The organism is Rhodococcus sp. FW305-130 (genome assembly GCF_058788335.1).
The window spans coordinates 662178-684571 of the sequence record NZ_JBYTAP010000001.1; the positions used below are offsets into that span (position 1 = coordinate 662178).

The 22394-nt window shown below is 61.9% G+C and carries 18 protein-coding genes and 2 riboswitches; of the genes, 7 read left to right on the forward strand and 11 right to left on the reverse strand.

Annotated features, from left to right (window positions below):
• Positions 1-36: 36 nt before the first annotated feature.
• From AC3WQS_RS03230 to AC3WQS_RS03240, 3 genes are all read right to left on the reverse strand, one after another.
• Positions 37-696, reverse strand: coding sequence for an LppP/LprE family lipoprotein (locus AC3WQS_RS03230; RefSeq protein WP_492713101.1), 660 nt, complete (start codon positions 694-696; stop codon positions 37-39).
• A gap of 97 nt (positions 697-793) precedes the next feature.
• Positions 794-2458 carry an amidohydrolase gene (locus AC3WQS_RS03235; protein WP_492713102.1) on the reverse strand — a complete coding sequence of 555 codons (1665 nt, stop codon included), beginning with the start codon at positions 2456-2458 and terminating at the stop codon, positions 794-796.
• A gap of 16 nt (positions 2459-2474) precedes the next feature.
• Entirely contained in the window at positions 2475-3725 is a 1251-nt protein-coding gene (locus AC3WQS_RS03240) for an MFS transporter (protein WP_019745023.1), read from the reverse strand.
• A gap of 216 nt (positions 3726-3941) precedes the next feature.
• On the opposite strand from AC3WQS_RS03240, the gene AC3WQS_RS03245 reads away from it, so the two are divergent.
• Positions 3942-4571 carry a TMEM175 family protein gene (locus tag AC3WQS_RS03245; RefSeq protein ID WP_195790538.1) on the forward strand — a complete coding sequence of 210 codons (630 nt, stop codon included), beginning with the start codon at positions 3942-3944 and terminating at the stop codon, positions 4569-4571.
• A gap of 12 nt (positions 4572-4583) precedes the next feature.
• Here the strand turns inward: AC3WQS_RS03245 and AC3WQS_RS03250 are convergent, their stop codons facing one another.
• The gene (locus AC3WQS_RS03250; RefSeq protein ID WP_021332152.1) at positions 4584-5168 is read right to left on the reverse strand and encodes a CGNR zinc finger domain-containing protein; all 585 of its coding nucleotides are present in this window, start codon (positions 5166-5168) and stop codon (positions 4584-4586) included.
• A gap of 102 nt (positions 5169-5270) precedes the next feature.
• On the opposite strand from AC3WQS_RS03250, the gene AC3WQS_RS03255 reads away from it, so the two are divergent.
• From AC3WQS_RS03255 to AC3WQS_RS03270, 4 genes are all read left to right on the forward strand, one after another.
• Positions 5271-6173: an NAD(P)-dependent oxidoreductase gene (locus AC3WQS_RS03255; RefSeq protein WP_492713103.1), complete on the forward strand. Its 903-nt coding sequence runs from the start codon at positions 5271-5273 to the stop codon at positions 6171-6173.
• Positions 6170-7369: an MFS transporter gene (locus tag AC3WQS_RS03260; RefSeq protein ID WP_492713104.1), complete on the forward strand. Its 1200-nt coding sequence runs from the start codon at positions 6170-6172 to the stop codon at positions 7367-7369. The genes AC3WQS_RS03255 and AC3WQS_RS03260 overlap by 4 nt, the downstream gene beginning before the upstream one ends.
• A gap of 12 nt (positions 7370-7381) precedes the next feature.
• Positions 7382-7897, forward strand: a complete 516-nt coding sequence (locus tag AC3WQS_RS03265) for an Rv2253 family sensor-like surface protein (RefSeq protein WP_019745018.1) — start codon at positions 7382-7384, stop codon at positions 7895-7897.
• Between the two features lie 114 nt (positions 7898-8011).
• Positions 8012-10435, forward strand: a complete 2424-nt coding sequence (locus tag AC3WQS_RS03270) for an ATP-dependent Clp protease ATP-binding subunit (RefSeq protein WP_492713105.1) — start codon at positions 8012-8014, stop codon at positions 10433-10435.
• A 52-nt stretch (positions 10436-10487) separates the two neighbouring features.
• Here AC3WQS_RS03270 and AC3WQS_RS03275 read toward each other — a convergent pair whose 3' ends face one another.
• From AC3WQS_RS03275 to AC3WQS_RS03295, 5 genes are all read right to left on the reverse strand, one after another.
• Positions 10488-12380 (reverse strand): FAD/NAD(P)-binding protein, encoded by a 1893-nt coding sequence (locus AC3WQS_RS03275; protein WP_244891468.1) that lies wholly within the window; start codon positions 12378-12380, stop codon positions 10488-10490.
• A 4-nt stretch (positions 12381-12384) separates the two neighbouring features.
• Positions 12385-12478: riboswitch (SAM riboswitch) on the reverse strand.
• A 78-nt stretch (positions 12479-12556) separates the two neighbouring features.
• Complete coding sequence (gene fahA / locus AC3WQS_RS03280; RefSeq protein WP_047889883.1) at positions 12557-13747, reverse strand: fumarylacetoacetase; 1191 nt, start codon at positions 13745-13747, stop codon at positions 12557-12559.
• On the reverse strand, positions 13744-14613 hold the full coding sequence (locus AC3WQS_RS03285) for a hypothetical protein (protein ID WP_020970550.1): 870 nt from the start codon (positions 14611-14613) through the stop codon (positions 13744-13746). Before AC3WQS_RS03285 ends, fahA begins: the two co-directional genes overlap by 4 nt.
• A complete protein-coding gene (locus tag AC3WQS_RS03290; protein ID WP_019745013.1) occupies positions 14610-15809 on the reverse strand; it encodes a homogentisate 1,2-dioxygenase in 1200 nt (399 codons plus the stop codon). Before AC3WQS_RS03290 ends, AC3WQS_RS03285 begins: the two co-directional genes overlap by 4 nt.
• A gap of 109 nt (positions 15810-15918) precedes the next feature.
• Entirely contained in the window at positions 15919-16470 is a 552-nt protein-coding gene (locus tag AC3WQS_RS03295) for a MarR family winged helix-turn-helix transcriptional regulator (RefSeq protein WP_019745012.1), read from the reverse strand.
• 104 nt (positions 16471-16574) lie between these two features.
• Between AC3WQS_RS03295 and AC3WQS_RS03300 the strand changes: the two genes are divergently transcribed.
• Entirely contained in the window at positions 16575-17189 is a 615-nt protein-coding gene (locus AC3WQS_RS03300) for a TetR/AcrR family transcriptional regulator (RefSeq protein WP_029256072.1), read from the forward strand.
• Between the two features lie 174 nt (positions 17190-17363).
• Positions 17364-18962 carry an ABC transporter substrate-binding protein gene (locus AC3WQS_RS03305; RefSeq protein ID WP_492713106.1) on the forward strand — a complete coding sequence of 533 codons (1599 nt, stop codon included), beginning with the start codon at positions 17364-17366 and terminating at the stop codon, positions 18960-18962.
• A 59-nt stretch (positions 18963-19021) separates the two neighbouring features.
• On the opposite strand, the gene metE is transcribed toward AC3WQS_RS03305, so the two are convergent.
• Positions 19022-21286 (reverse strand): 5-methyltetrahydropteroyltriglutamate--homocysteine S-methyltransferase, encoded by a 2265-nt coding sequence (gene metE, locus AC3WQS_RS03310; RefSeq protein WP_492713107.1) that lies wholly within the window; start codon positions 21284-21286, stop codon positions 19022-19024.
• Positions 21287-21445: 159 nt separating this feature from the next.
• Positions 21446-21654, reverse strand: a riboswitch (cobalamin riboswitch).
• A 97-nt stretch (positions 21655-21751) separates the two neighbouring features.
• Positions 21752-22189, reverse strand: a complete 438-nt coding sequence (locus AC3WQS_RS03315) for a helix-turn-helix domain-containing protein (protein ID WP_019745008.1) — start codon at positions 22187-22189, stop codon at positions 21752-21754.
• Positions 22190-22394 lie beyond the last annotated feature (205 nt).

Here is a 22394-nt window from a genome sequence, read left to right on the forward strand (position 1 = left end):
CAGTTGTATTCAGAGCTGTATCGTACGGAAACGGGTTCAGGAGGGCGGGAACTGGCCGTCGGCGACCACAGCGCTGCCGTTCCACGTGAAATTCACGATATTCGGTCCGCCTTGAGGGCAGCAGAATGCGTCGTCGTCGAGCAACCATCGGTATTGGACGGACACCGAATTCTTGTTGCTGTCGATGACGTGTGTGTACGAGTACGGCTTGCTGGTAGCCGTGCCCAGGTAAGTCCCGTCGTGGAAGAACAGGACGTGTGACTGATACGTCGCATCGCCCACGCCGTCACCATCGACCGAAACCCAGAGCAGGTCAGGACAATTACCGATCTGCTCCTCGCTCGCGGATCTCGGTATCCAGCTGCCGCCGTTGACGTCGGTTCCCAAGGTACCGATTGCGTCCGTGACAACCGGGGAGTCGACGTCGAGACAGGGACCCGAAGCCGGGACTGCAGGCGTCGTCGCCGGCACGGATTCGCTTGCTGGGGTGCCCGATTGCGGCGGGGGAGAACTCGTTACCGTCGTCCCGGATTCGTTTGCCGTCGAGGTCGCCGACGCCGTTGAGCTTGACGCTGTTGAACTAGCCGCCGCCTCGGGTGTTCCTTCGGTCGACCCGCAACCGGCGACCGTCAGGGCAGTGGCCGTCACCAGTGCAGCGGCTGCGACGGCGGCCGAAATCGGAGCTTTCCTGCGCATGCGTCCTCCAGAGTGTGTGGGTTCACGTGTTCAAGTCCCTCCTTCGTTCTGTCGCCGGGCCGCATGCGTGCGTTATCGAACAACCGGTAACGATCAGCTATCGGGCTTCGGTGTTGACGGCTTCGGCGTTTGTGGCGCGAGCGGAGTCGTATCGCACGGATCCGGCAACCACGGTCATCGCGATTTCCGTGGTCAGGAGAGAATCGACCCCTTCGGTGAACGGATCTTGTTTCAGTACGACAAAATCGGCTGCTTTTCCCCGAACCAATTGGCCGGTCACATCTTCCCACCGGCACGAGTAGGCAGCGTCGCGGGTTGCGTGAGCCAGCGCGTCCGCGAGGGGGAGTGCGTACCCCGGCAGGTTGGGTGCCAGTGACGGATCGATTGCGGATCGACGGGTGGTGGCGATGAACATGTTCGGCAGCGGCGGGTGGGGCGCCGTCGGAGCGTCCGAACCCAACGCCAGAACCGCTCCGGCCTCGGTGAATTCGGGCCAGGGGTACGCGCGATTCACCCGGTAGTCGCCGAGCATCGCCTGCCAGTTCTCTTGGATAGCAGGGTCAGCGTGAACCGGTTGCATCGAGGCGATGATTCCCAGGCGGGCAAGCCTTTCGACGTTGTCCCGGGTGATGGACTCCAAGTGTTCCATTCGGTGCCTGCGGGGAATGTCTCCGTTGACGGCGATCGCGTACTCGAGTGCCGTCAATCCGATCTCCGACGCCTCGTCGCCGATCGCGTGCATCGCGATCTGCAGGCCTGCGGCGTCAGCGGCTGTCACGACGGGGATCAAGGACTCGAGATCCCAGATGGGCTCGGCGTTGGTGCCGTCAGAGTACGGCTCTTTCATTGCGGCAGTGCAGCTGTCGATCACACCGTCGATGATGATCTTGATTCCGGCGATACGGAGCCACGGACCTTGGACGCGCTCGTGGAGTTCGATCACGTCGTGAACTTGTCGGACGTTGTCAGCCTCGTTGTCCTCGCGGGTCATCAGCCAGTGAGCCGCGACGCGCAGCGGCAATGTGCCGTCTCCTGCATCCAATGCTCTTTCCAGCGAAGCTAATTCGTCCGCGCCGAGAGCCATGTCGACCGCGCCGGTCACGCCGTCCTCGAGATAGTGGCGGAACGCGAGCGCGAGGGCGGCGTCCCGGTCCTCGTCGGATGCGAGCTCCGCCAGTTTCGGCCAGACGTAGAGCATCATGGCGGTCTCGTACAGCATTCCGGTGGCTTCTCCGGTGTCCGGATCCCGGCCGATACGACCGCCGATCGGATCGGGAGTGTCCGCGTCGATGCCGAGTTCTCGCAGTGCTGCTGTGTTCACCCAGACCGAATGTACGTCGTTGGCGTCGAGGTACACCGGGCGATCGGGTACGACGGCGTCGATCATCTCTCGGGTCGGGTGCCCTCCATCCAGGGCGGAGAACAACCAACTGCGACCCAGCAGACGTGGTGCATCCGGGTTCGATTCCGCGAATTGCTTGATGCTGGACTGAATGTCGGCGAGATCGGTGGCATCACGCAGATCCAACTTCTGCAGCGCGAATCCCATCATGACCAAATGTGTATGTGCGTCGACGAAACCGGGTAGCACGACGGCGCCTTGGAGATCGATCACCTCGGCGTCGGGAGCCAGGATATCGGCATAGACGGTTTCGCCCACGAATCTGAGCTTGTGGTCCTCGACGACTATCGATTCGGCCCATCCGTCGTCGGCAGCCGTGAAGATCTTTCCGTTGCGGTAGTGAGTGAAGCTGTCATTCATGACTTCTACGTGATCCTTACGCGATGACGGTAGTAGTGATGGCGGCGCTGTGGTGACGATACGCACCCTCGGTACGTGCGGAGAGTCGGGAAACCAAGGCGAACGGGACTAATAGAACGAAGCTGATCCCGGAGATGATGACTCCGAAGGTCGGATACCCGAGGCTGGCCGTCACCGAAGTGCCGAACAGTGGCGCGAACGCGGAGCCTATGAGGTAGGTGCCCAGTAGTGGGGCCGACCATCGGCCGGCGGCGTCGAGCGCGGCCGAGATGGCAACCAAGACGATGAACGTGGCCGCGTAGACAGTGTTCCAGGCGATGACCAGTACCAGGTAGATCGTGGGATCGGTGGTGAGGCTGGCAGACAGCTTCAGGATTGCCCCGAGTATCAGTAGCACGGAGATCGATACTGTCCGACTGACCCGAGAACCCAACGCGGTCAAAGTAACAGCCGCGAGCACGCCACCCGCCGTTGATGCGCTCAGCGCGAGACTCATTTGTTGATCCGAGAGTCCGGCGTGCTCGGAACCCATGATGCCGAGTACTGCCCACAGTGAGTCTTCGCTGATCGCCCAGACTGCAAGCATCGCGAGAAATGCGGTTCCGGCAAAAGTGAGTCGTTTCGCGCTTACCCCGGCGGGGAGAGTGGTGGTCGTCTTGGCGGACTTCGCCGTCTCCGGCGACTCTTTCACCGGGGATGACGGCAACCAGGTGACCGTTGCTGCGGTAGCCAGTGCCAGGACTGCGACGATGCCGAATGCGTTGGTCATGTGTGTGCCGAGGATGGGTATGAGAGCGAGGACGGCTGTGACGACGACACGGTTCACGAGGCCGCTGATGCTTGACGCCCGGTCCGGGTTCGTGAGCGCGGCCAGTGCCGCTCCACCAACGGATGCAGATCCGCCAGCGCCGATGCCGCCGACGATGATCGCGGTACACGCGATCATCGTGGACGGTGCGATGGCCGCAACGCCGAATGCGGCTGCCATTGCCATCAGGCTGACGCGGCCGAGGAGATGACGATGCCGACCCGATGCGATACGAGTGGTGGCGAGGCAGGTGAACGCGCAGACCAGCAGCGATGCGGTCAGGACGGCACCGGCGGCGGATTCGGTGACACCGAGGTCCTCGACCATTGCCACGATCATCAGGGGGATGAGGTTCGCGGTGATGAATCCCATGACACCGATGCTGAAGACGGCAATACCGCGGTTGGCGGTGAGTGGAACCCGGTCGGACTGCGTAATCGCAGAAGCGTTGATTGGCACTAGGGCAACCCCATGTCCTGAAGGGGGGTGGCGGAACCGACCCCTGATGGCGTGATGCGAGTCACTTAATGAATGTGATTCGTTAAGTATGGGGATGGGCCCTGCCTCGGTCAAGGGGTATAACGAATTTGATTCGTTAATTGTATGTTTCGGGATACCGCCTCCCGCAAAGTGGCGTCGCCGGTCTGTTTCTGTTGTGAGGCTTATGCTTCCGCAATGGCTGAGATTGCGGAACGCACCCGCTACTTCGAGCGCTACGTCACTTTCGTCGACGCGATTGTCGCCATTGCGATCACGCTGCTCGTCCTGCCGCTGGTCGAACTCACCAGTGACCACCACGGCACCACGTCGGAACTCCTGCGCGATCACGCTGCGCAGTTCTATTCGTTCGCCCTGAGCTTTCTGGTGATCTTCCGTCTCTGGTGGTCGCAGCATCGGCTGCTTCGTTTCGTGGTCGACGGAGACAAGGTGGTTGTGCGCGGGCTGGGGTTGTGGGTGATGACCATCGTGTTCTTGCCGTTCCCGACTGCGCTCGTTGCAGCGCCGTCGCAGGATCTCGGAACCAGGGCTCTCTACATCGGGACAATGGCAGCCAGTGCTGCGTGCCTGGCGGTGGTCGCGTGGGGTCTGGTTCGCAACCCTTCGTTGAGTGAAGAGAATGCGAAGCCGCATTTCACCGCTGAAATCGTCACTTTCCTGATCATGGTGGTGGCGCTGCTCGTCAGTGTGCTCGTTCCGGTGACGTCGTACTTCCCGCTGTTTCTTCTCCTGCTGTCGACGCCGATCGAGAAGCTGTGGAACCGAGTGGCGGCGAAATGGAGTGGCGGCGAAATGGAGTCGCGGTGAAGGTGAGATGAGCTAGTCGGCGCGAGCGGTCATCGCGGATTTCTTGGCTTTGTTTCCGCAGATGTTCATCGAGCACCAGCGTCGGTTGTTGCCGCGGCTGGTGTCGACGTAGAGGCCGGTGCACCCGTCGCCCTGGCAGGCTTTGACGCGGTCGTGGTCGGGTCCACCGAGCACCGCGATCGCGTCGGCAGCCACTATCGACAAAGCGTCGCGGATCGGATTGTCTCCGGCTGATTTCCAGAGGGCCCGGCCACTCTCGAGGACGAGGTGGGCATCACCGAGTTCGGATGCGGTGTTGACGATCCCGACATCGGCGCGTGAGGCGCGGCGGTCCTCGCATACGGCGGTTCCGATGCGATGAATGGCCTCACGTAAATCCTGCGCGCCGCGGAGGTCGTCTTCTGTCGCGGTTGCTGGGGTGTCCATCAGATCGTTGGCGCGTAACCATAATTCGAGTCGCTGCGGGCTCGTGAGTCGTTCGAACCTCGAGCCGTTCCGATTGGTGAGGGTGGCGGTGAAGCGGAAGGCGAGCGTGTCGTTGTCGAGTCGAAACACGTCCCGAGCGGATTGATCAGCTCCTGCTTCGTTCACTTTCATCCTCCTTTGTAGCGAACCATCTCAACCGGTTCGACAGCAACTGTACCTGTGTGAGAGTGTTGAACCGTCTTAGATGGTTCAGCATTTTCGAGAGGGAAATCCATGACTTCTGTTTCCGTGGTCGGTTTGGGTGCGATGGGTCGTCCCATCGCTCGAAATCTGATGGGTGCAGGCTTCGACGTGACGGTGTGGAATCGCAGCACTGAAGCGGTAGCCGAATTGGTCGCGGAAGGGGCGACCGGCGCGAAAACCGTTGCCGAGGCATTCCAGTCCGGTGTTGTGCTGTCGATGTTGGCGGATGATTCGGCCGTGTCTGCGGCCATTCTGGATCCCGCCGTACTCGCATCCGTTCCGACTGGAACCGTGCACGTCAACATGGCCACCGTCAGCGTCGGCCTTGCCAAGCGCGCCGCCGCACTGCACGCCGAGTACGGCATCGGGTACATCGCGGCGCCGGTATTCGGACGCGTTTCTGTTGCTCAGGCCGGCCAGTTGAACATCATCGCCGGCGGCGACAGTTCCCTCCTCGAGCGAGTGCAACCCTTCCTCGACGTCATCGGGGCTCGCACGTGGCCACAAGGTGAGCGTCCGGAGCAGGCCAACATCGTCAAGATCATCGGTAACTACCTCATCCTTGCCGCGATTCAATCCTTGGGTGAGGCAATCACATTGGGGGAGAGGTCAGGTGTGGACGGAAGCCAACTCGTAGAACTGCTGACCTCGACGATCTTCCCGGGGCCGGTCTACTCCAGCTACGGAAACCTCGTCGCGACGCGTCAGTACGAGCCTGCAGGATTCACCACCACTCTGGGCCTCAAGGATTTGAGGCTTGCGCTCGACGCCGCCGACAGCGTCGATCTGGATTTGCCGTTCGGCGGCGTACTTCGAGGCGTGCTCGCTCAGGCTCTGGCGAACGGTCAGGGCGAGATGGACTGGGCGTCGATTGCAGAACTGGTCCGTTCCGGCCAGTCGGGTGAAGGCAGTCCCGAAACGCCGACGAGGTGAGCGCGAACTCGGACGGGACTGCGACTTCGGCACTGGCGGAGACCGATTCCGTCCGGACGCTACCGCTGGCCGGGTTGTCGGCACTCGCAATGGCAGGTTTCATAGCAATCACAACCGAAACCATGCCGGCCGGACTACTGGTGCAGATCGGGTCAGGGCTGTCCGTATCTGTCTCCGGCGCCGGGCAATTGGTCACTGCATACGCGTTGGGCTCGGTCGTCGGGGCGGTACCACTGATCGCATTGACCCGAGGACTGCGACGGCGTGCTGTCCTGGTGTCGGCGACTGTTGGATTCGGTGTCTTCAATCTGGTGACAGCGCTGTCGTCGAATCTTGTTCTCACCTTGGGTGTTCGGTTTCTGGCGGGCATGGCAGCAGGTGTGGTGTGGGGGTTGCTTGCGGGGTACGCACGCAGGATGGCGCCCCCTCATCTGCAGGGGCGGGCCGTTGCGGTTGCCTCCGTCGGACAGCCGATCGCGCTGGCAATCGGCGTTCCGATGGGTGCGTGGCTCGGGACCCTGGCCGATTGGCGCGTAGTCTTCGCCGTGATGTCGGTTGCTGCGCTACTTCTGGTCGTGTGGATACTCACGGTGATGCCGGACTTTCCCGGGCAACAAGCGGATCGGCAGCTGTCGGTGCGGAAAGTCCTGGTCCTGCCGGGCGTACGACCGATTCTGTTTGTCGCGTTCTTGTGGATCTTCGCGCACAACATCGTGTACACGTATCTGGCGGCGTTTCTGGATCGCATCGGTTTCGGCGATCGGTTGGGAATCGTTTTGTTCGTGTTCGGACTTTTCGCCTTCGTGGGCATCGGTGTGGTCGGGGTGTTTGTCGACCGGGCCCTTCGAAGTCTCACCGTGCTGAGCTTGGTGGTCTTTGCCGCAGCTTTGACGGCGTTGGGCGTCGGCGGTGACAGCTTCGCAGTGATCGCAGTCAGCGTTGCGGTATGGGGCGTGGCATTCGGAGGCGCTCCCACTCTCCTTCAGACTGCGCTCGCCGACACGACGGGCGACGCTGTGGACACTGCGCAATCGGTTTTCGTGACGATCTTCAATGCGGCGATCGCAGCGGGCGGCGTCGTGGGCGGGCTGATCTTGGCGGACAGGGGTGCGGGAGCGTTGCCGTTGGTTTCGCTGGTGCTGATCGTCGTCGGTGTTCTTGTGGTCAGTATCCGACAATTCGGACATAGCTTGTGATTCACTTCACGCATGCGAAAGTCATTGCTGGTGGTTGCTCTCGTTGCTACTTGGTTTGTCGCCGGAGCGATGCCCGCGGGGGCTGCGGATGCGAACTGGTCCGGTGATTACTCGCTCAAGCGTTTCGCCGCGACCAAGACGGGCACAAGTCTGGCCGCCAGCCAGTGGGAGCCGGATTTCTCCGATACATACACGTTCGAGACGGATTGCTCGAGCGGAGTCTGTATCGCCACAGTGGTCGGCGGTCCGGCTCCCGCCAATCCGACGTTGCCGCAGCCTGCGCGATACACCTGGGACGGAACCAGTTGGGTGCACCCCTATGACTGGGAGTGGGATTGCTACCAGGGGGAAGGCGTGCCCAAGGTGTGGGCACCGGCGCACTCCGAGGCGTATTACACACCTCAGCCCGATGGCAGTCTGAAAGGTTCGTGGCGTACCGACATCGCGAGTGGTCCCTGCGAGGGATCGGTGATCATGCACGTCGAGGCGTACCCGGTCGGTCGATCTACCGGATCCTTCGGTAGTTGAGAACGATCTGTGGCCCGAAGGTGTTGAAACAAATCTGAGCCCGCGGGAATTGATCGAGCCCCATGCACGTTAATTGAGTCAGTAACGCTCAACTTTCTGCAAGGAGGCTTCGGAATGCCAGCATTCTTCGGGCCCGAGGGTCCCGGTCGCATCGATATTTCCCGGCTCATGAGCAGGGCCACCCAGCAACTCATGGCTGACGCTGCACGTGTAGCGGCTGCTCGCGGTGATTCGGATCTCGATGCACTGCACCTTCTCCGCGTCATGGCGGAGCAGGATCCGGTCCGCACGCTCATGCAGCGCGCCGGAGCCGACCCGAAATCCGTGGTCGACGCCGTCGATCTGCGGCTGCCACAAGGCCGTGAGCAGGGGGCCTACTCTGCTCCTGCGCTCAGCAGCGCCGTGAAAACCGCTCTACTCGAGGCTCATCAACTGGCCCGAGCCCTGGGATCGACGTACATCGATCCCGAACACCTCTTCATCGCATTGGCTGGTGACCCCGATCATGTTCCGGGTCGTCTGCTCGCTTCGGCCGGCATCACGCCGGAGAAGCTGCAGGCAGCGGTTCAGAATCCTGCAGCCGGTCCAGTCGAAGACGAGTCCACCACACCGACGCTCGACAAGTACGGCGTCGATCTCACCGATCGCGCACGCAACGGCGGCGTCGATCCGGTGATCGGCCGCGCCGACGAGATCGAACAGACCATCGAGATCCTCTCCCGCCGCACCAAGAACAACCCCGTCCTGGTGGGTGAAGCAGGCGTCGGCAAGACTGCCATCGTCGAAGGTCTCGCCCAGCGCATCGTCGACGGGGATGTCCCGGAATCGTTGGTGGGCAAGAGGATAGTCCAGCTCGAACTCTCGAGCATGGTCTCGGGTACTCGCTACCGCGGAGACTTCGAGGAACGGCTGACCAAGGTGATCGACGAGATCACCGCACACAAGGACGAGCTGATCGTCTTCATCGACGAGATGCACACCATCGCCGGTGCCGGAGGCGGCGCCGAAGGTGCGATGGATGCCGGAAACATCCTCAAGCCCAAGCTCGCTCGCGGTGAACTGCACATCGTCGGCGCCACCACGCTCGACGAATACCGCAAGAACATCGAGAAGGATCCCGCGCTCGAGCGGCGCTTCCAGCCCGTACAGGTCGGAGAGCCGTCGATCGAGGACGCAATCGCGATCTTGAGCGGGCTGCGCAGTCGGTACGAGGATCACCACAAGGTGCACTACACCGACGAGGCGATCACCGCTGCGGTGGAGCTGTCGGCACGTTACATCGGCGACAGGTTCTTGCCGGACAAGGCAATCGACTTGATCGACCAGGCCGGCGCCAGGCTTCGGTTGAAGACGGCCACCGTGGACACCGCTGCTCTGCAGCAACGTCTCGAGCAGCTCGAGAGCGACAAGGAGAAAGCCGTCGCCGACGAATTGTACGAGAAGGCGTCGACCCTGCGTGACGAGATCAACGGCGTCGCAAAGCGTCTCGAGAAGGCAGGGTCCTCGGTTCCTTCCGAGGAAACTCCGGATGTGACTGCTGAACAGATCGCCGAAGTTGTCGCCCGTGCCACGGGTATTCCGGCCAGCCAGATGACTCAAGCAGAGAAAGATCGCCTGCGCCGTCTGGAAGAGGAACTGCACGGTCGTGTCATCGGGCAAGATGACGCCGTTCGCGCAATCGCGCGTGCGGTGCGTCGTAGCCGGACCGGTATGAGCGATCCGGATCGTCCCGTCGGTAGCTTCCTGTTCCTCGGACCTACCGGTGTCGGCAAGACGGAGCTCGCAAAAGCTCTGGCTGCCACACTCTTCGGTGACGAGAACAAGATGCTGCGCTTCGACATGAGTGAGTTCGGTGAGAGGCACACGGTCAGCCGATTGGTCGGTGCTCCTCCCGGATACGTCGGCTACGGCGAGGCCGGGCAGCTCACGGAACAGGTGCGTCGTAACCCGTACTCGGTGATCCTGCTCGACGAGATCGAGAAGGCACACCCGGACGTGTTCAACACCTTGCTCCAGGTGCTCGACGACGGGCGTCTGACCGACGGCCAGGGTCGGACGGTGGACTTCAAGAACACCGTCGTGATCATGACCAGCAATCTCGGCTCGGACATCATTTCGAGCAAGTCCGGTGGACTGGGCTTCACCACAGGTGATGCAGAGTCGGCGGAGAAGCCACTGCGCGACCGCGTGATGGCCAGGTTGCGCGAATCGATGCGGCCGGAGTTCCTCAACCGCATCGACGAGATAGTGATCTTCCGCAAGCTCGACACCGAGCAACTGCACCGGATCACTGATCTGTTGCTCGACGACAGCCGGAAGCGGTTGCAGTCCAAGGGCATCGACATCGAGTTCACCGCCGACGCAGTGGACTGGATTGCCGAGCACGGGCATCAACCCGAGTTCGGGGCTCGCCCGTTGCGTCGTTCGATTCAGCGTGTGGTCGACGACAAGATCGCCGACATGCTGCTCGATGATCTCCTCGAAGAGGGCGGCAGCATCACCGTCGCGGTTGACGAGGGTGAGTTGGTGTTCAGCTAGGAGGGGCACAGCCCCCGTGAGCGGTTAGGGAGTCCCTGGACTCCCTAACCGCTCACAGGCGCGCAGCGCCCAAAATCTCCGCCGCCAGGGCGTCGTTGTGCCGGAAAAACCCCGCATTGGTACGGGGACGAGGGAAAGCCGCCGACCAGTTGTGGCCTGCAACCCACGGCCCGGCCGCGAAGCGGCGAGGATGAGCTGTGTTGTCCTGGTCGAGAATTCGTGAAGTACCGTCGACGGCGAGCTTCGCCGAACTGTCGACGGTCGCACGAAGTTCGACTGCCTCCCCCCGACCGTGAAGCGTCCGCAGGAGCGAGTCACCGCTCGCGCTGATGGACGCAACCGGCAAGCGTGCTTCGACGAGGGTGTTCGCGGCCACGATGTCGGTGTGCGACGCACTACGAGCGACAAAGATCCCAGCCCCCGTTACCGGGTCGATTTCGGTGGAGAACGCCGAATCCGGCCCGAGGAACTGGACGATGCCGGCCTCGTTGAGCGCGATCAACTGTTCCAGTCGCTCGGGTGGCGGACCACTGGCGATGAAGCTGAAGAACGAATGAAGCCAACCCTCGACGTCCTTGGCGACGGATTCGGCCGGGATTCTGCCGCGCCGCAGCAATTCTCCGACAGTCATGTACGTCGACAGCAGCGCTGAGAAGACAGCGGCGTCGGCGCTGAAATACGGGTCCGACCTCCGCGCGACGTCTGCCGAGATGTATTCGTTGATCCGGGATTGGACCTCGGCAAGTCCGTCGTAGCGCTCACCGCCGAGTGGGCGGTTCAGTCGCTCGAGATCGATACGGTCTTCCGGCTTCGGAACTGCGTTCTCGACCAGTTCCTGCAATCGAGACGATCCCCAAGCCAGCGAGGCGAATTCGGCGTCGAACTCCTCCCAGGTGCCCACCGTCCGATCCGGGTGCGACGCGAACAGTTCGTGATAGTGGGCGCCTGCCAATTCTTTCGACGCCAGCGGCCAGATGTCGTTTCGGAAATCCAACGGCCCGTCGCCGGGCACAAGATCAGCGGTGAAGAACCGGGGTAGCGGTGGCCGCGCGTCGGCGATCGAGTACGAAATCTTGGAGTGGTACGGCACGCCTCGACGAGATCCGGCGTACAACAGAGGTTCCCGACCCGAGGGAGTGTAAGTGAGGGTGCCGTCCTCACCGCGTTCGAAGACGCCGCCGCGGCTCTCGGCGAGGAGAACCATCCAGTCGATGAAAGCCAGCCCGAGCCCGGCGATCAGAACCGGTTCGCGTTCGGGAATGACATCGGCGTCGAGGTCGGCGGTGTATCCCGGACCTACGTAGGTCAACCCGTGCTCGGACGCGAAGCTGGTCAGCGCGGTTTCACGCGGGGCAGCCAACGCATCGGGGTGCCCTTGCGCGAGAAGGACGGCCGTCGCTTCGATGACAACTCCGTCGTCCAGATGAACCGTCTGTATCTCGCCGACGTTCACGATGTCGACCACGGATCGTCGATGAACCCGAACGTCGACGTGCGCTGGTGCAGAGTCGACCGCGGTCTGGAACACCCAGTTCAGGTATCGGCTCTGTAGTGACCTCGATGCAAACGACGACGGGGTGATCATCGGAACTTCTGCCGCGATTTCGGGAAATTCGGCAAGTTCAGTCGAGTGCTCGGCGACCCATTCCGCGAGGGTCGGACCCGGCAGCACCGGGCCGGTCACGGCGGTGGTCTCGTCGGTGAACATCGTGACGTCCGCGGTTGTCGAATTCATCCACAGAAGCGGCGCCTGGCTGCCTCGCCAAATGCGGCCGGCGCCTGCCGGATACGGGTCCACGACGTGAATGTCGATCGGTACGGGATCGGCGTTCACCGATTCGTGAGCGAGGATTCGCTCGAGTACGCCGGTCCCGCGGGGGCCACCGCCCACGATCACGACGACAGCTGCTGTCCCCACTGAGGTACGGGGTCGATCGCCTGGCACGAGTCCTCCATCGGACCTGGCAGAAAGCACCCGCACCTCAGCAGAGGGGGTTGCTGCGACGTCACGGAGCCAGGACTCTCGATCGCTCTGGATGGTTAGTCCAGCTTATCTTCGGAGAATCGTGAGGCAAGGAATTCCGGACATCAGATCAGCGTGAATCAAACAGTTGTCAATCGTTATCTTTCGGTTTGCGTTGCCGGCAGGATCCGAGCGTGAACATCCCCGAAGCCGATTCGTGATCCCCCGACGCCGGGAGCGGTGGCCGAGATGGCGATGGTGTCGCCGTCTTCGAGAAAGGTTCGAGTCTCGGAGCCCACGGTCACGGGTTCCTTGCCACCCCAGGTCAGTTCGATGAAGGCGCCGCGCTGATCCTTGTCCGGTCCGGAAATGGTTCCGGATGCAAAGAGATCGCCGGTGCTCGCTGCTGCGCCGTTGATAGTGGTGTGCGCGAGCATCTGCGCCGGCGACCAGTACATTTGGGCGTAGGGCGGCCGGGAGACGACGTGACCGTTCCATTCGACGGCCAGGTCGATGTCCAACCCCCACTTCTCCTCGCCGCGCAGGTAAGAGAGAGGTTCGGGGTCCTGCACCGGCGTATCGATTCGGGCAGCTTCGAGCGCGAGTAACGGGACAACCCACGCAGAGATGGACGTCGCGAAGCTCTTCCCGAGATTCGGGCCGAGAGGGACGTATTCCCACGCCTGGATGTCCCGGGCGGACCAGTCGTTCACGACGACGGCGCCGAAGACGTGCTCGGCAAAGTCGTCCGGGGTGATGGAATCGCCCATCTTCGAGGGAGTTCCGACGATGAAGCCCATTTCGGCCTCGATGTCGAGGCGGCGGGACGGTCCGAAATCCGGGTTTTCCTGATCGGGTGACTTGCGCTGTCCGCAGGGGCGAACGATATCGGTGCCGGAGACGACGATGGTGCTCGAGCGCCCGTGGTATCCGACCGGAAGGTGCTTCCAGTTCGGCATCAAGGGGGCAGCGTCGGGTCGGAACAGGCGTCCGAGGTTGGTCGCATGATTTTCCGACGCGTAGAAATCCACGTAGTCGGCCACCGCGATCGGCAAGTGCATTGTGACTGAGTCGACGGGAAACACTGCGTCCGAGTCTATTTCGCCGTTCACTAGATCCGTGATCCGATTACGCACCGATACCCACTGATCTCGGCCCAGCGCCATGAACGCATTCAGAGTCGGTTCGGCGAAGACGGAATCTCCCAGTGTCGCTGCGAGATCGACCACCGAGTCGGCGACCCGAACACCAACACGCGGTGATCCTCCGGCGGGGGAGAAGATGCCGTATGGCAGATTGTCGATCCCGAACAACGAGTCGGCGGGAATGTCGATGGTCGTGACGGTCATACGAGTGTTCCTTCGGTTTTGTCGGAGCGGACGATCAATCCGAGACCTTCGAGCTCGGTGAGAGGGTCCGAAATGCTACAAGTCCCGAACGAGAGGAAGCGGCGACGCACCTCGCCGGCCTCGTCCGCGGTCAGTTCGGCCAGGGCTTGCGCGATCGATTCGCCATCGCGTTGCGCCAGAGCAGCAACAACTTCCGAGCGGTCGGCGCCCCGCCTCACAGCGTTGACGGCCACCATGATGTTGAGGAAGCCGTGCTGCTCGAAACCTGTCTCCGGATCGGTATTGCGCACGCCGTGATGCAGTCCCGCGGTCGCCTTGAACGGGATACCCGCTCGGACAACGGATATCACGGCGTCGGCGAGCTCGTCCTCGTCCGGGTACGCTTCGGCGACAATTCCTCCGGTGCGAAACTTCGCGGAATACCCGGCGGTTTCGAGCGCCGTCAGAAAGTCCATGCGTCGATCACCGCGGGGTACCTCGACAAAAATGTCCAGGTCGGGATGAGCGGCATGGACGGGAGCGAGTTCCTCGAAGGCGGCTTCGGCGTCCAACCCGTCAGGAATTCCCACTTCGACGGCGGCGACGCTGACACCGGGGATAGCGAGCGCGTTCGACAGTGCCGCCGCCGTATCGGCTGGACCGGCCGGCACAGTCAGACTCAGCGTCACCGGGTTGTCAGCTGAAACGTACGCGGCCAGTTCGCTCAATCGCGGCGCGGGAAAGACGAAGGGCCCGACCAGTGCGTCATAGTCCGCCTGCTGGTAGGCCGCGTGGGCCGGAACTGCCTCGGCGAGAGGAGCATTGCCGGGTGGGAAGAGTGCTGCGTCGTCGCACAGGCCGCGCAGGAGTGCGGAGATGATCGTCATTGCTGAGGCCCCCGCCCTGCCCAACTCCAGGCGTACGCTTCGTCTTCACAGGCCAAGGCTCCCTCACCCAATTCGAGGGGCCGGAACGTATCGACCATCACGGCCAGCTCGTCGAAGAACTCGGCGCCGATGCTTCGCTCGTATGCGCCGGGTTGTGGGCCGTGGGCGTGGCCGCCGGGATGAATCGATATCGAACCCTGCCCGATGCCGGAACCCTTGCGTGCCTCGTAGTCTCCGCCGCAGTAGAACATGATCTCGTCCGAGTCGACGTTCGAGTGGTAGTACGGCACGGGGATCGACAGGGGGTGGTAGTCGACCTTGCGGGGCACGAAGTTGCAGATCACGAAGTTGTTCCCCTCGAATGCCTGATGCGCGGGCGGCGGCTGGTGAACACGGCCCGTGATCGGCTCGTAGTCGGAGATGTTGAAGGTGTACGGGTACAGGCATCCGTCCCAACCGACGACATCGAAAGGGTGCGTGGGATAAACCATTCGGGTGCCGACGATGCCCGCCGACGTGCGGTGCTTGACCAGTACCTCGATGTCGGTGCCTTCGGCGATCATGGGCGCGGTCGGTCCGTGCAGGTCTCGTTCACAGAACGGTGCGTTCTCGAGTAGCTGGCCGAAGCGGGAAAGATAGCGCTTGGGCGGGACGATGTGACTGTTCGCTTCGATGGCGTAGGCACGAAGTGGTTTGTCACCCTTGGGGATCCATCGATGCGTTGTGGACATCGGGATCAGGACGTAGTCACCTTCACAGGCCTCGAGTGTGCCGAAGACAGTCTCGACGGTCGCCTCGCCAGATTCGATGTAGACCATCTCGTCGCCGATTGCATTGCGGTACAGGGGAGATGGCGCCGCCGCAACGACGTAGGACAGTCGCACGTCGGCATTTCCGAGGATGAGACGACGGCCGGTTACCACGTCGGTCTCGTTCCAGGTGCTTTCGGGAAACAGCGTGTGGAGTTTCAGATGGCGCGGTTTGAGGGGATGGTTGGGGGTTGTGCTCTGATCGCGCAGTTCCCAGACCGTTGCGTCGACGATGGCCGACGGGATCTCGCGGTGGTAGAGCAACGAAGAATCCGAGGAGAAACCTTCCTCTCCCATCAGTTCTTCGTAGTAGAGGTTGCCGGACTCGTCACGGTGTTGGGTGTGACGCTTCGGTGGGATGTTGCCGAGTTGTCGATAGAACGCCATGACGGGGCTCCTTCTGTGCTGTTCTGCCTGGCTCACCTCCACCAGATAGTAAATACATTAACTAAAATGATGTGATGGGCGCAACCCTTCAAGGGGGTTCGGGTCTATGTCAGTTACGTCCGCGTACGTCGAACTGGCTGCGGTTGGTGATCAGTTTGTCCAGGAGCATGACAAGAATTCGCTGTTCGGCCTCGCTCAGGACGCTGACCCAGGCGTGTTCGCGTTCGTTCTGCTCGCGAAACGCTTCGACCATGGCTTCTCGGCCTTTGTCGGTCAGGTACAGCTGGACCGAACGGCCGTCGTTCTCGGTGGGCCGACGATCGATCAATCCGTCTGCCAGCAGCGACTTGGACAGATTGGAGACCGCTGCCCTACTCATTCCGGTGAGCTCGGCGGCTGCCTTCGGCTCGATCGGACCGGCCAGCCAGGTGACGAACAACAGTCGGAAGGAGGACCATGACCAGCCTCGAGGGCGGTGGATCGACGACTCGAGATCGTACGTGACGACGTTGGAGGCTCGGTTGAGCGTCAGGAGAACCTCGGTGGCGAGCTGATCGCGAAAGCCGTGTTCGGTGGCCAGCTTTTTGTTGGCCAGTTCGATGAACGACCAGAAATTGAGTTCGCCGACGGTTGACTGGTCATCGGTTGTCCGGTCATTCATGGACTAACCCTAGCGCGATCGGCAGGTGATTAATCTATGTACTAGATTTCGGGGTTCTGATGAAACTTCGCAACCTGGCACTGCGGTCGAGGTTCTGAACTATCGTGACGCGCGTGACTGTGCGCAGCGACGAGTTTCCCCTGGATACCGACCTCATGTCGGTGGGGCAACTCGAGCGGAGACGACGATTGACCACGGCGGTGGTCGAGATGCTTGCAGAGATGCCGTCGGATCGAATCCAGATGAAAGAAGTGTCGGAGCGTTCAGGCGTGGCGCTAGGCACTCTCTATCGCTACTTTCCGACCAAACAGCAACTTCTTGCTGCGGCGATGACGGCGTGGAGCGGGCTCGAATCGGCTCGTCGTCCTGAGGAGTCGCGAACAGGCGGCGAAGAGAGCAACGCGTACGAACGGGTTCTGGCACTTCATCGCCGCGAGATGAAGGCATTCGAGCGTAGGCCTCACTTCGCTCGACTCGAGATCGAACTCCATTCGTCCTCGGATCAGTTCGTGATCGAGTCGTTGGATCAGCGCGCGGCTGCCCATCGGAGAATGCTGTTCGAATTGATGGACGGTATTCCGGCCGAGACGGCGCGGGTTGCGGCCGTGGCAATGGGCGGCACGATGTTGACGGCCCTTGCACTGTGGACCAGTGGCCGGATCGGGTTCGCAGAGGCCCAGCGGAACGTCGAAGACGTCATCGGACTGGTACTTCGCTGAACGATGTCACTCTAGAATTCAGTTCTTGTTTCTCTCGCTGTGAATGCGAATCATCGCTGCAGCTTTGTGAAAACGAAGACGCAGGGAGCGTCCTTACCTAGAATTCACTTACAAAACTGCCGGGATGTCCGATCCAAGGATCGACGTGTCCGTGAACTGTGAAAGTGAGTCGCAATGAAGCGCTCGTACCGAGCTCGCTCTCGAATCTGGATGGTTGTCCTGGCGTCGGCGACACTGGTGGTGACGGGGTGCGCCGGTAGCAGCCAAGGTACGACCACGGATGCATCGGACGTGACGGTCGGAGTTGTCGGTGACCAGAACAACGGGGGAGAGCCGCGCTCGGGTGGCACCGTGTCGTTTGCCACCTACAACGGGATCAGCAGTCTCGATCCGGCTGACCGTCAGGACGGCGGCGCTACCGGTGGTAGCGAAATGGCGGCCATCTACGACCTTCTGATTCGCTTCGATACGGCGGCGGGCGAATACGTTCCCCACTTGGCGCAGTCTTTGTCGGCCAACGGCGACAACACGGTGTGGACACTGAAATTGCGCGACGGCGTCACCTTCAGCGACGGCACTCCGATGGACAGTGCGGCAGTCCTGTGGAGTATCGATCACTATCTGCAGAAGAAGGGAACTCACGCGCTGGTGTGGAAGACCACTGTGCGCGAGACGAATTCACCGGATCCGAGTACGGTCGTCTTCACATTGGCGCAGCCGTGGGACGAGTTCCCGATCATGTTCACCACCGGTCCCGGCATGATCGTCGCGCCCTCGTCGATGGCTACCGGCACGTTCACCCCGATCGGGGCAGGTCCGTTCACCGTCGAGAAGTTCGCCTCCCAGGACGAATTGGTGCTCGCTGCCCGTCCGACGTACTGGGACGGGGCACCGTACCTCGAGAAGTTGCGCTTTCCGGCAATCGTCAACGAGAAGAGCAAACTCGAGGGATTGCACACCGACGGAATTCAGGTCGCCTATCTGAAGTCTCCCGATTTCATACACGAGGCTTTCGAAGCCGGTGATCCAGGATTTGTGTACTCGGCCAGCATGGCCGGCGTTCTGGCAATCAATCAGCGCGACGATCGGGCAGCGAAGGACGAGCGCGTGCGTAAGGCGATTGTCGCTGCGGTGGACCCGACTACGTTCAACGAGCGAGTTCAGGGCGGCTTCGGCGAACCCGGCACCGACATGTTCGCGTCGTGGTCGCAGTGGCACGGATCGGTGGCCGGGAACGGCTTCGACCCCGAGGCGGCGAAGAAGTATCTCGCCGAGGCGAAGGCCGACGGTTACGACGGAAAACTGACGTACGTCGGTATGAACGATCCGGCGACGCAGCGCAGCGCACTGACGTTTCAGTCGCTCTTGCAGGCAGTGGGTTTCACGGTCGACATCACCTACGCAACCAGCATCAACGATCTGATTTCCATGCTGTACGCGAAGCATGACTACGACGTGTCCTACTTCGCGTTCAACGTGCTGGAAGAGTCACCGTTCGTGCGTATGTACGGCAACCTGTTCAGCGAATCGCCGTCGAACATTCTCGGCTACAAGAACGCTCGGATGGACGAGTTGCTCGGCAAGTTGCAAACAGCGTCGGGCGAGGATGAGCGGCGAGCCGTCATCGACGATATTCAGACCGTGGTCAACGAGACGGCGCCGATGGCCGTGGTCAACTCCGGCAAGGTTTTCATCCCGTGGCGCGAGAACGTGCACGGAGTGATGCCGAGTGCGGACGGGATTCTGCTCTTCGGCAACACGTGGTTGAGCTGACCCCCCGTGCGCCTTTTTGGTAGTGCCCACCACCAAAAAGGCGCACCGGGGCTTCGCCCCTAAAGCTCCGCTCGTACCACCTTCGCGGCTTCGACGAGGTTACGCAGTGACGCTTCGACCGCGACGGAACCGCGAGTCTTCAATCCGCAGTCGGGGTTGACCCACAATCGTTCGACCGGAACAGCTTTGAGTGCTTCGCGTAGCGACTCCGCGATCTCGTCGACGCTCGGCACCCGCGGCGAGTGGATGTCGTAGACACCGGGGCCGACGCCGAGGTCGAACCCGACCGAACTGAGATCGTCGAGGACCTCCATGTGTGAGCGTGCCGCCTCGATGGACGTGACGTCCGCGTCGAGGCCGGCGATGGCGCCGATCACCGCTCCGAACTCGGAGTAGCACAGGTGCGTGTGGATCGCGGTGGAATCCGCGACGCCCGAGGTGGCCAACCGGAAGGCGCCGACCGACCAGTCCAGGTAGGCGCGCTGATCCTCGGCACGCAGTGGGAGTAGTTCTCGCAGAGCCGGTTCGTCGACCTGGATGATTCCGATTCCGGCGGCCTGCAGATCGACGGTCTCGTCTCGAATGGCCAGTGCGACTTGATTTGCCGAGTCGGCGAGGGGTTGGTCGTCGCGGACGAACGACCAGGCCAGAATGGTGACGGGTCCGGTGAGCATGCCCTTGACCGGCTTGTCGGTCAGGGACTGTGCGTACGTGATCCAGTCGACGGTCATCTGCTTCGCGCGCGAGACGTCGCCGTACAGAATCGGCGGACGCACGCAGCGGGTGCCGTACGACTGGACCCAACCGTTGGCGGTGGCGAAGAATCCGTCCAACTGCTCCGCGAAGTACTGGACCATGTCGTTGCGTTCCGGCTCACCGTGAACAAGCACGTCCAGGTCCAGCTTTTCCTGGAGCGCAACAACTTCGGCGATCTCGGCGCGCATACGGTTGACGTACTCGGCTTCGTCGATCTCACCTTTGCGCAGTGCTGCGCGAGCGATGCGGATCTTCGAGGTTTGCGGGTACGAACCGATGGTCGTCGTGGGCAGCGGCGGCAGAGAAAGCAGCTCGTCCTGGGCAGCGCGACGTTCGGCGGCGGGCGCGCGACCGGTTGCCGAGTTCAGCACCGCGTCCAGACGGCCTCGAACACTCGCATCATTGAGTCTGCGATCGTCCTTGCGGGTCGACGCGGCCGCTCGTGCCAGAGCGAACTCGTCCTCCACCGACTCTCGGCCCTGTGTGAGAGCGGTTGCGAGAGTTACTACTTCCTTGACCTTCTCGGTGCCGAACGAGAGCCAGGAGCGCAGGGCCTTGTCGACATCGGACTCAGCGTCGAGTGTGTACGGAACGTGCAGCAGGGAGCACGACGTGGAGACGGCAAGCGTGTCCACGCTGCCGAGCAAGGCACCCAAAGTGCTCAGTGCCGAGTCCAGATCGGACCGCCAGATGTTTCGTCCGTCGACCACTCCGGCGACGATTAGTTTGCGGGCGAGTTCAGGTACGGAGCCGATCGAATCCTGACCGGCCACCAGGTCGACGGCAAATCCTTCGACGCCGGTGGACGCAAGCGCGGGCAACGCGTCACGCAGCGAACCGAAGTACGACGCCAACAGGATCGACGGCCGCTTGGACAGCGCTGAAAGCTGTTCGTACGCAGCGCGTGCCGCTTCGATTTCCTCATCGGTGCGATCGCCCACGAGGGCGGGTTCGTCGAGCTGAACCCAGCTCGCACCGGCCTTCGCGAGCCGACCGAGTAGATCCGCGTAGAGGGGGAGTAGTTCGTCGAGCCGCGAGAGCAGCGGCTCGTCTGTGCCGACAGCCTTCGAGAGCAGCAGGAAGGTGGCCGGTCCGATGACGACCGGGCGGGCTGCAATGCCGTCGGAAAGTGCTTCTGCCAGTTCGGACAAGACCTTGGACGGGTCGAGTGCGAACGTGGTGGACGGTGAAATCTCCGGCACCAGGTAGTGGTAGTTGGTGTCGAACCACTTCGTCATTTCGAGTGGCGCGATGGTGTCCGTCCCACGGGCAGCGGCAAAGTAGCGGTCCAACGGATCGGCGACCGACGCGACGCGGTCGGGCAGCGCGCCGAGAAGAACTGCGGTGTCGAGCATCTGGTCGTAGAAGGAGAAGGTATTGACCGGGATGGAGTCGAGGCCCAGGTCACGGAGGTCGGCCAAGCCCTGCCGACGGAGGTCACGGGCGACAGCCTGCAGGGCGTCGGCGTCGATGCGCCCTGCCCAGTAGCTTTCGGTTGCCCGCTTGAGTTCTCGATGAGGACCGATGCGCGGTGAGCCCAGCACGGTCGAAGTGAATGTTGTTGTCACGGAGTTTCTCCAGATTGCCAATGCATTGATGGCCACTGCCGGCAGACGGGTACACCTCACGAGACCTCGAGTTTCGGCGGACAGTACTGCCCGCACCGCACACGAGGTCCGATGGAGATCTACACGCCCATTCCACGAGGCGGTGGACCGTCGGGCACGGCGTGCCCGACACAGTCGGCAGGTCTTCGGACTCGCGGGCACTCGATCGAGTTGGATCGAACCTACTGGCCGTCGCTTCCCAGGCGGATGCCCAGTGCACATAAACGGCGGTCGTTCCTGCTTACCGCTGCGGGACAGTCCCGGATTTTCACCGGGTTCCCTCTCACTCCGACAGCTTGCGCTGACGGGGCTTCGACGCCGGGAACGGTCTTCGGGGCTCCTCATGACCGCGCCGGGCGAACCAGCTGCATCGACCAGCATAAGGCCAACCCTCCCTGAGCAGTCAAGGAGAGTCGGCGAAGGGCGCTACGCGCGTGACATGTAGGAATTCGAGTCCGGTGGTACGCGCGGAAGATTCTCGGAGGAACGTAGATTCTCCGCCATTTCGACAAGCAGATCCTGCGAAGACGGCGATAGATCGACGACGCGAGAGGTGAGGTTTCGCAGGCGCACGTTGTGCAGCTGTTCGAGGAGAGAGAGGTCCGCCTCGCCGCCCGAGATCGCGGGCGGAGTTTGATCGGACGGGGCGTAGAAGTAGTCCGGATGGACGTTGAAGAAGTGGGCGAGGGCGGCAACCACTTCGGGTGACGGGTTGGTTCGGACGCCGGTGCGCAGTTGGGACAGGTACGGCGTCGAGATGCGGCAGCCGAACTCGGTCATGCCGCGAACGACCATCGCGTTGGTGACGTGAAAGTCGGCAGTCTCGAACAGCGAGTTCAAGCGATCGTTGAACTGGTTCGACATGAGACGTCCCTTCCCCCGTTACGCACAGGCTCCGTCGATTCAATTAACTGCATCATAGCCAGTTATCGAACGATTAGCTGTTTTGGATTCTCGCGGAGGGGGTTGTTTGCAGGGAAAATCCCTAGGGTAGAAGGTCCCTACTTTGAGTGATCTGGACAAATCGCCGTCAAGAATCGAACGGCGAACTATTTGCCGGGGAAGCGGA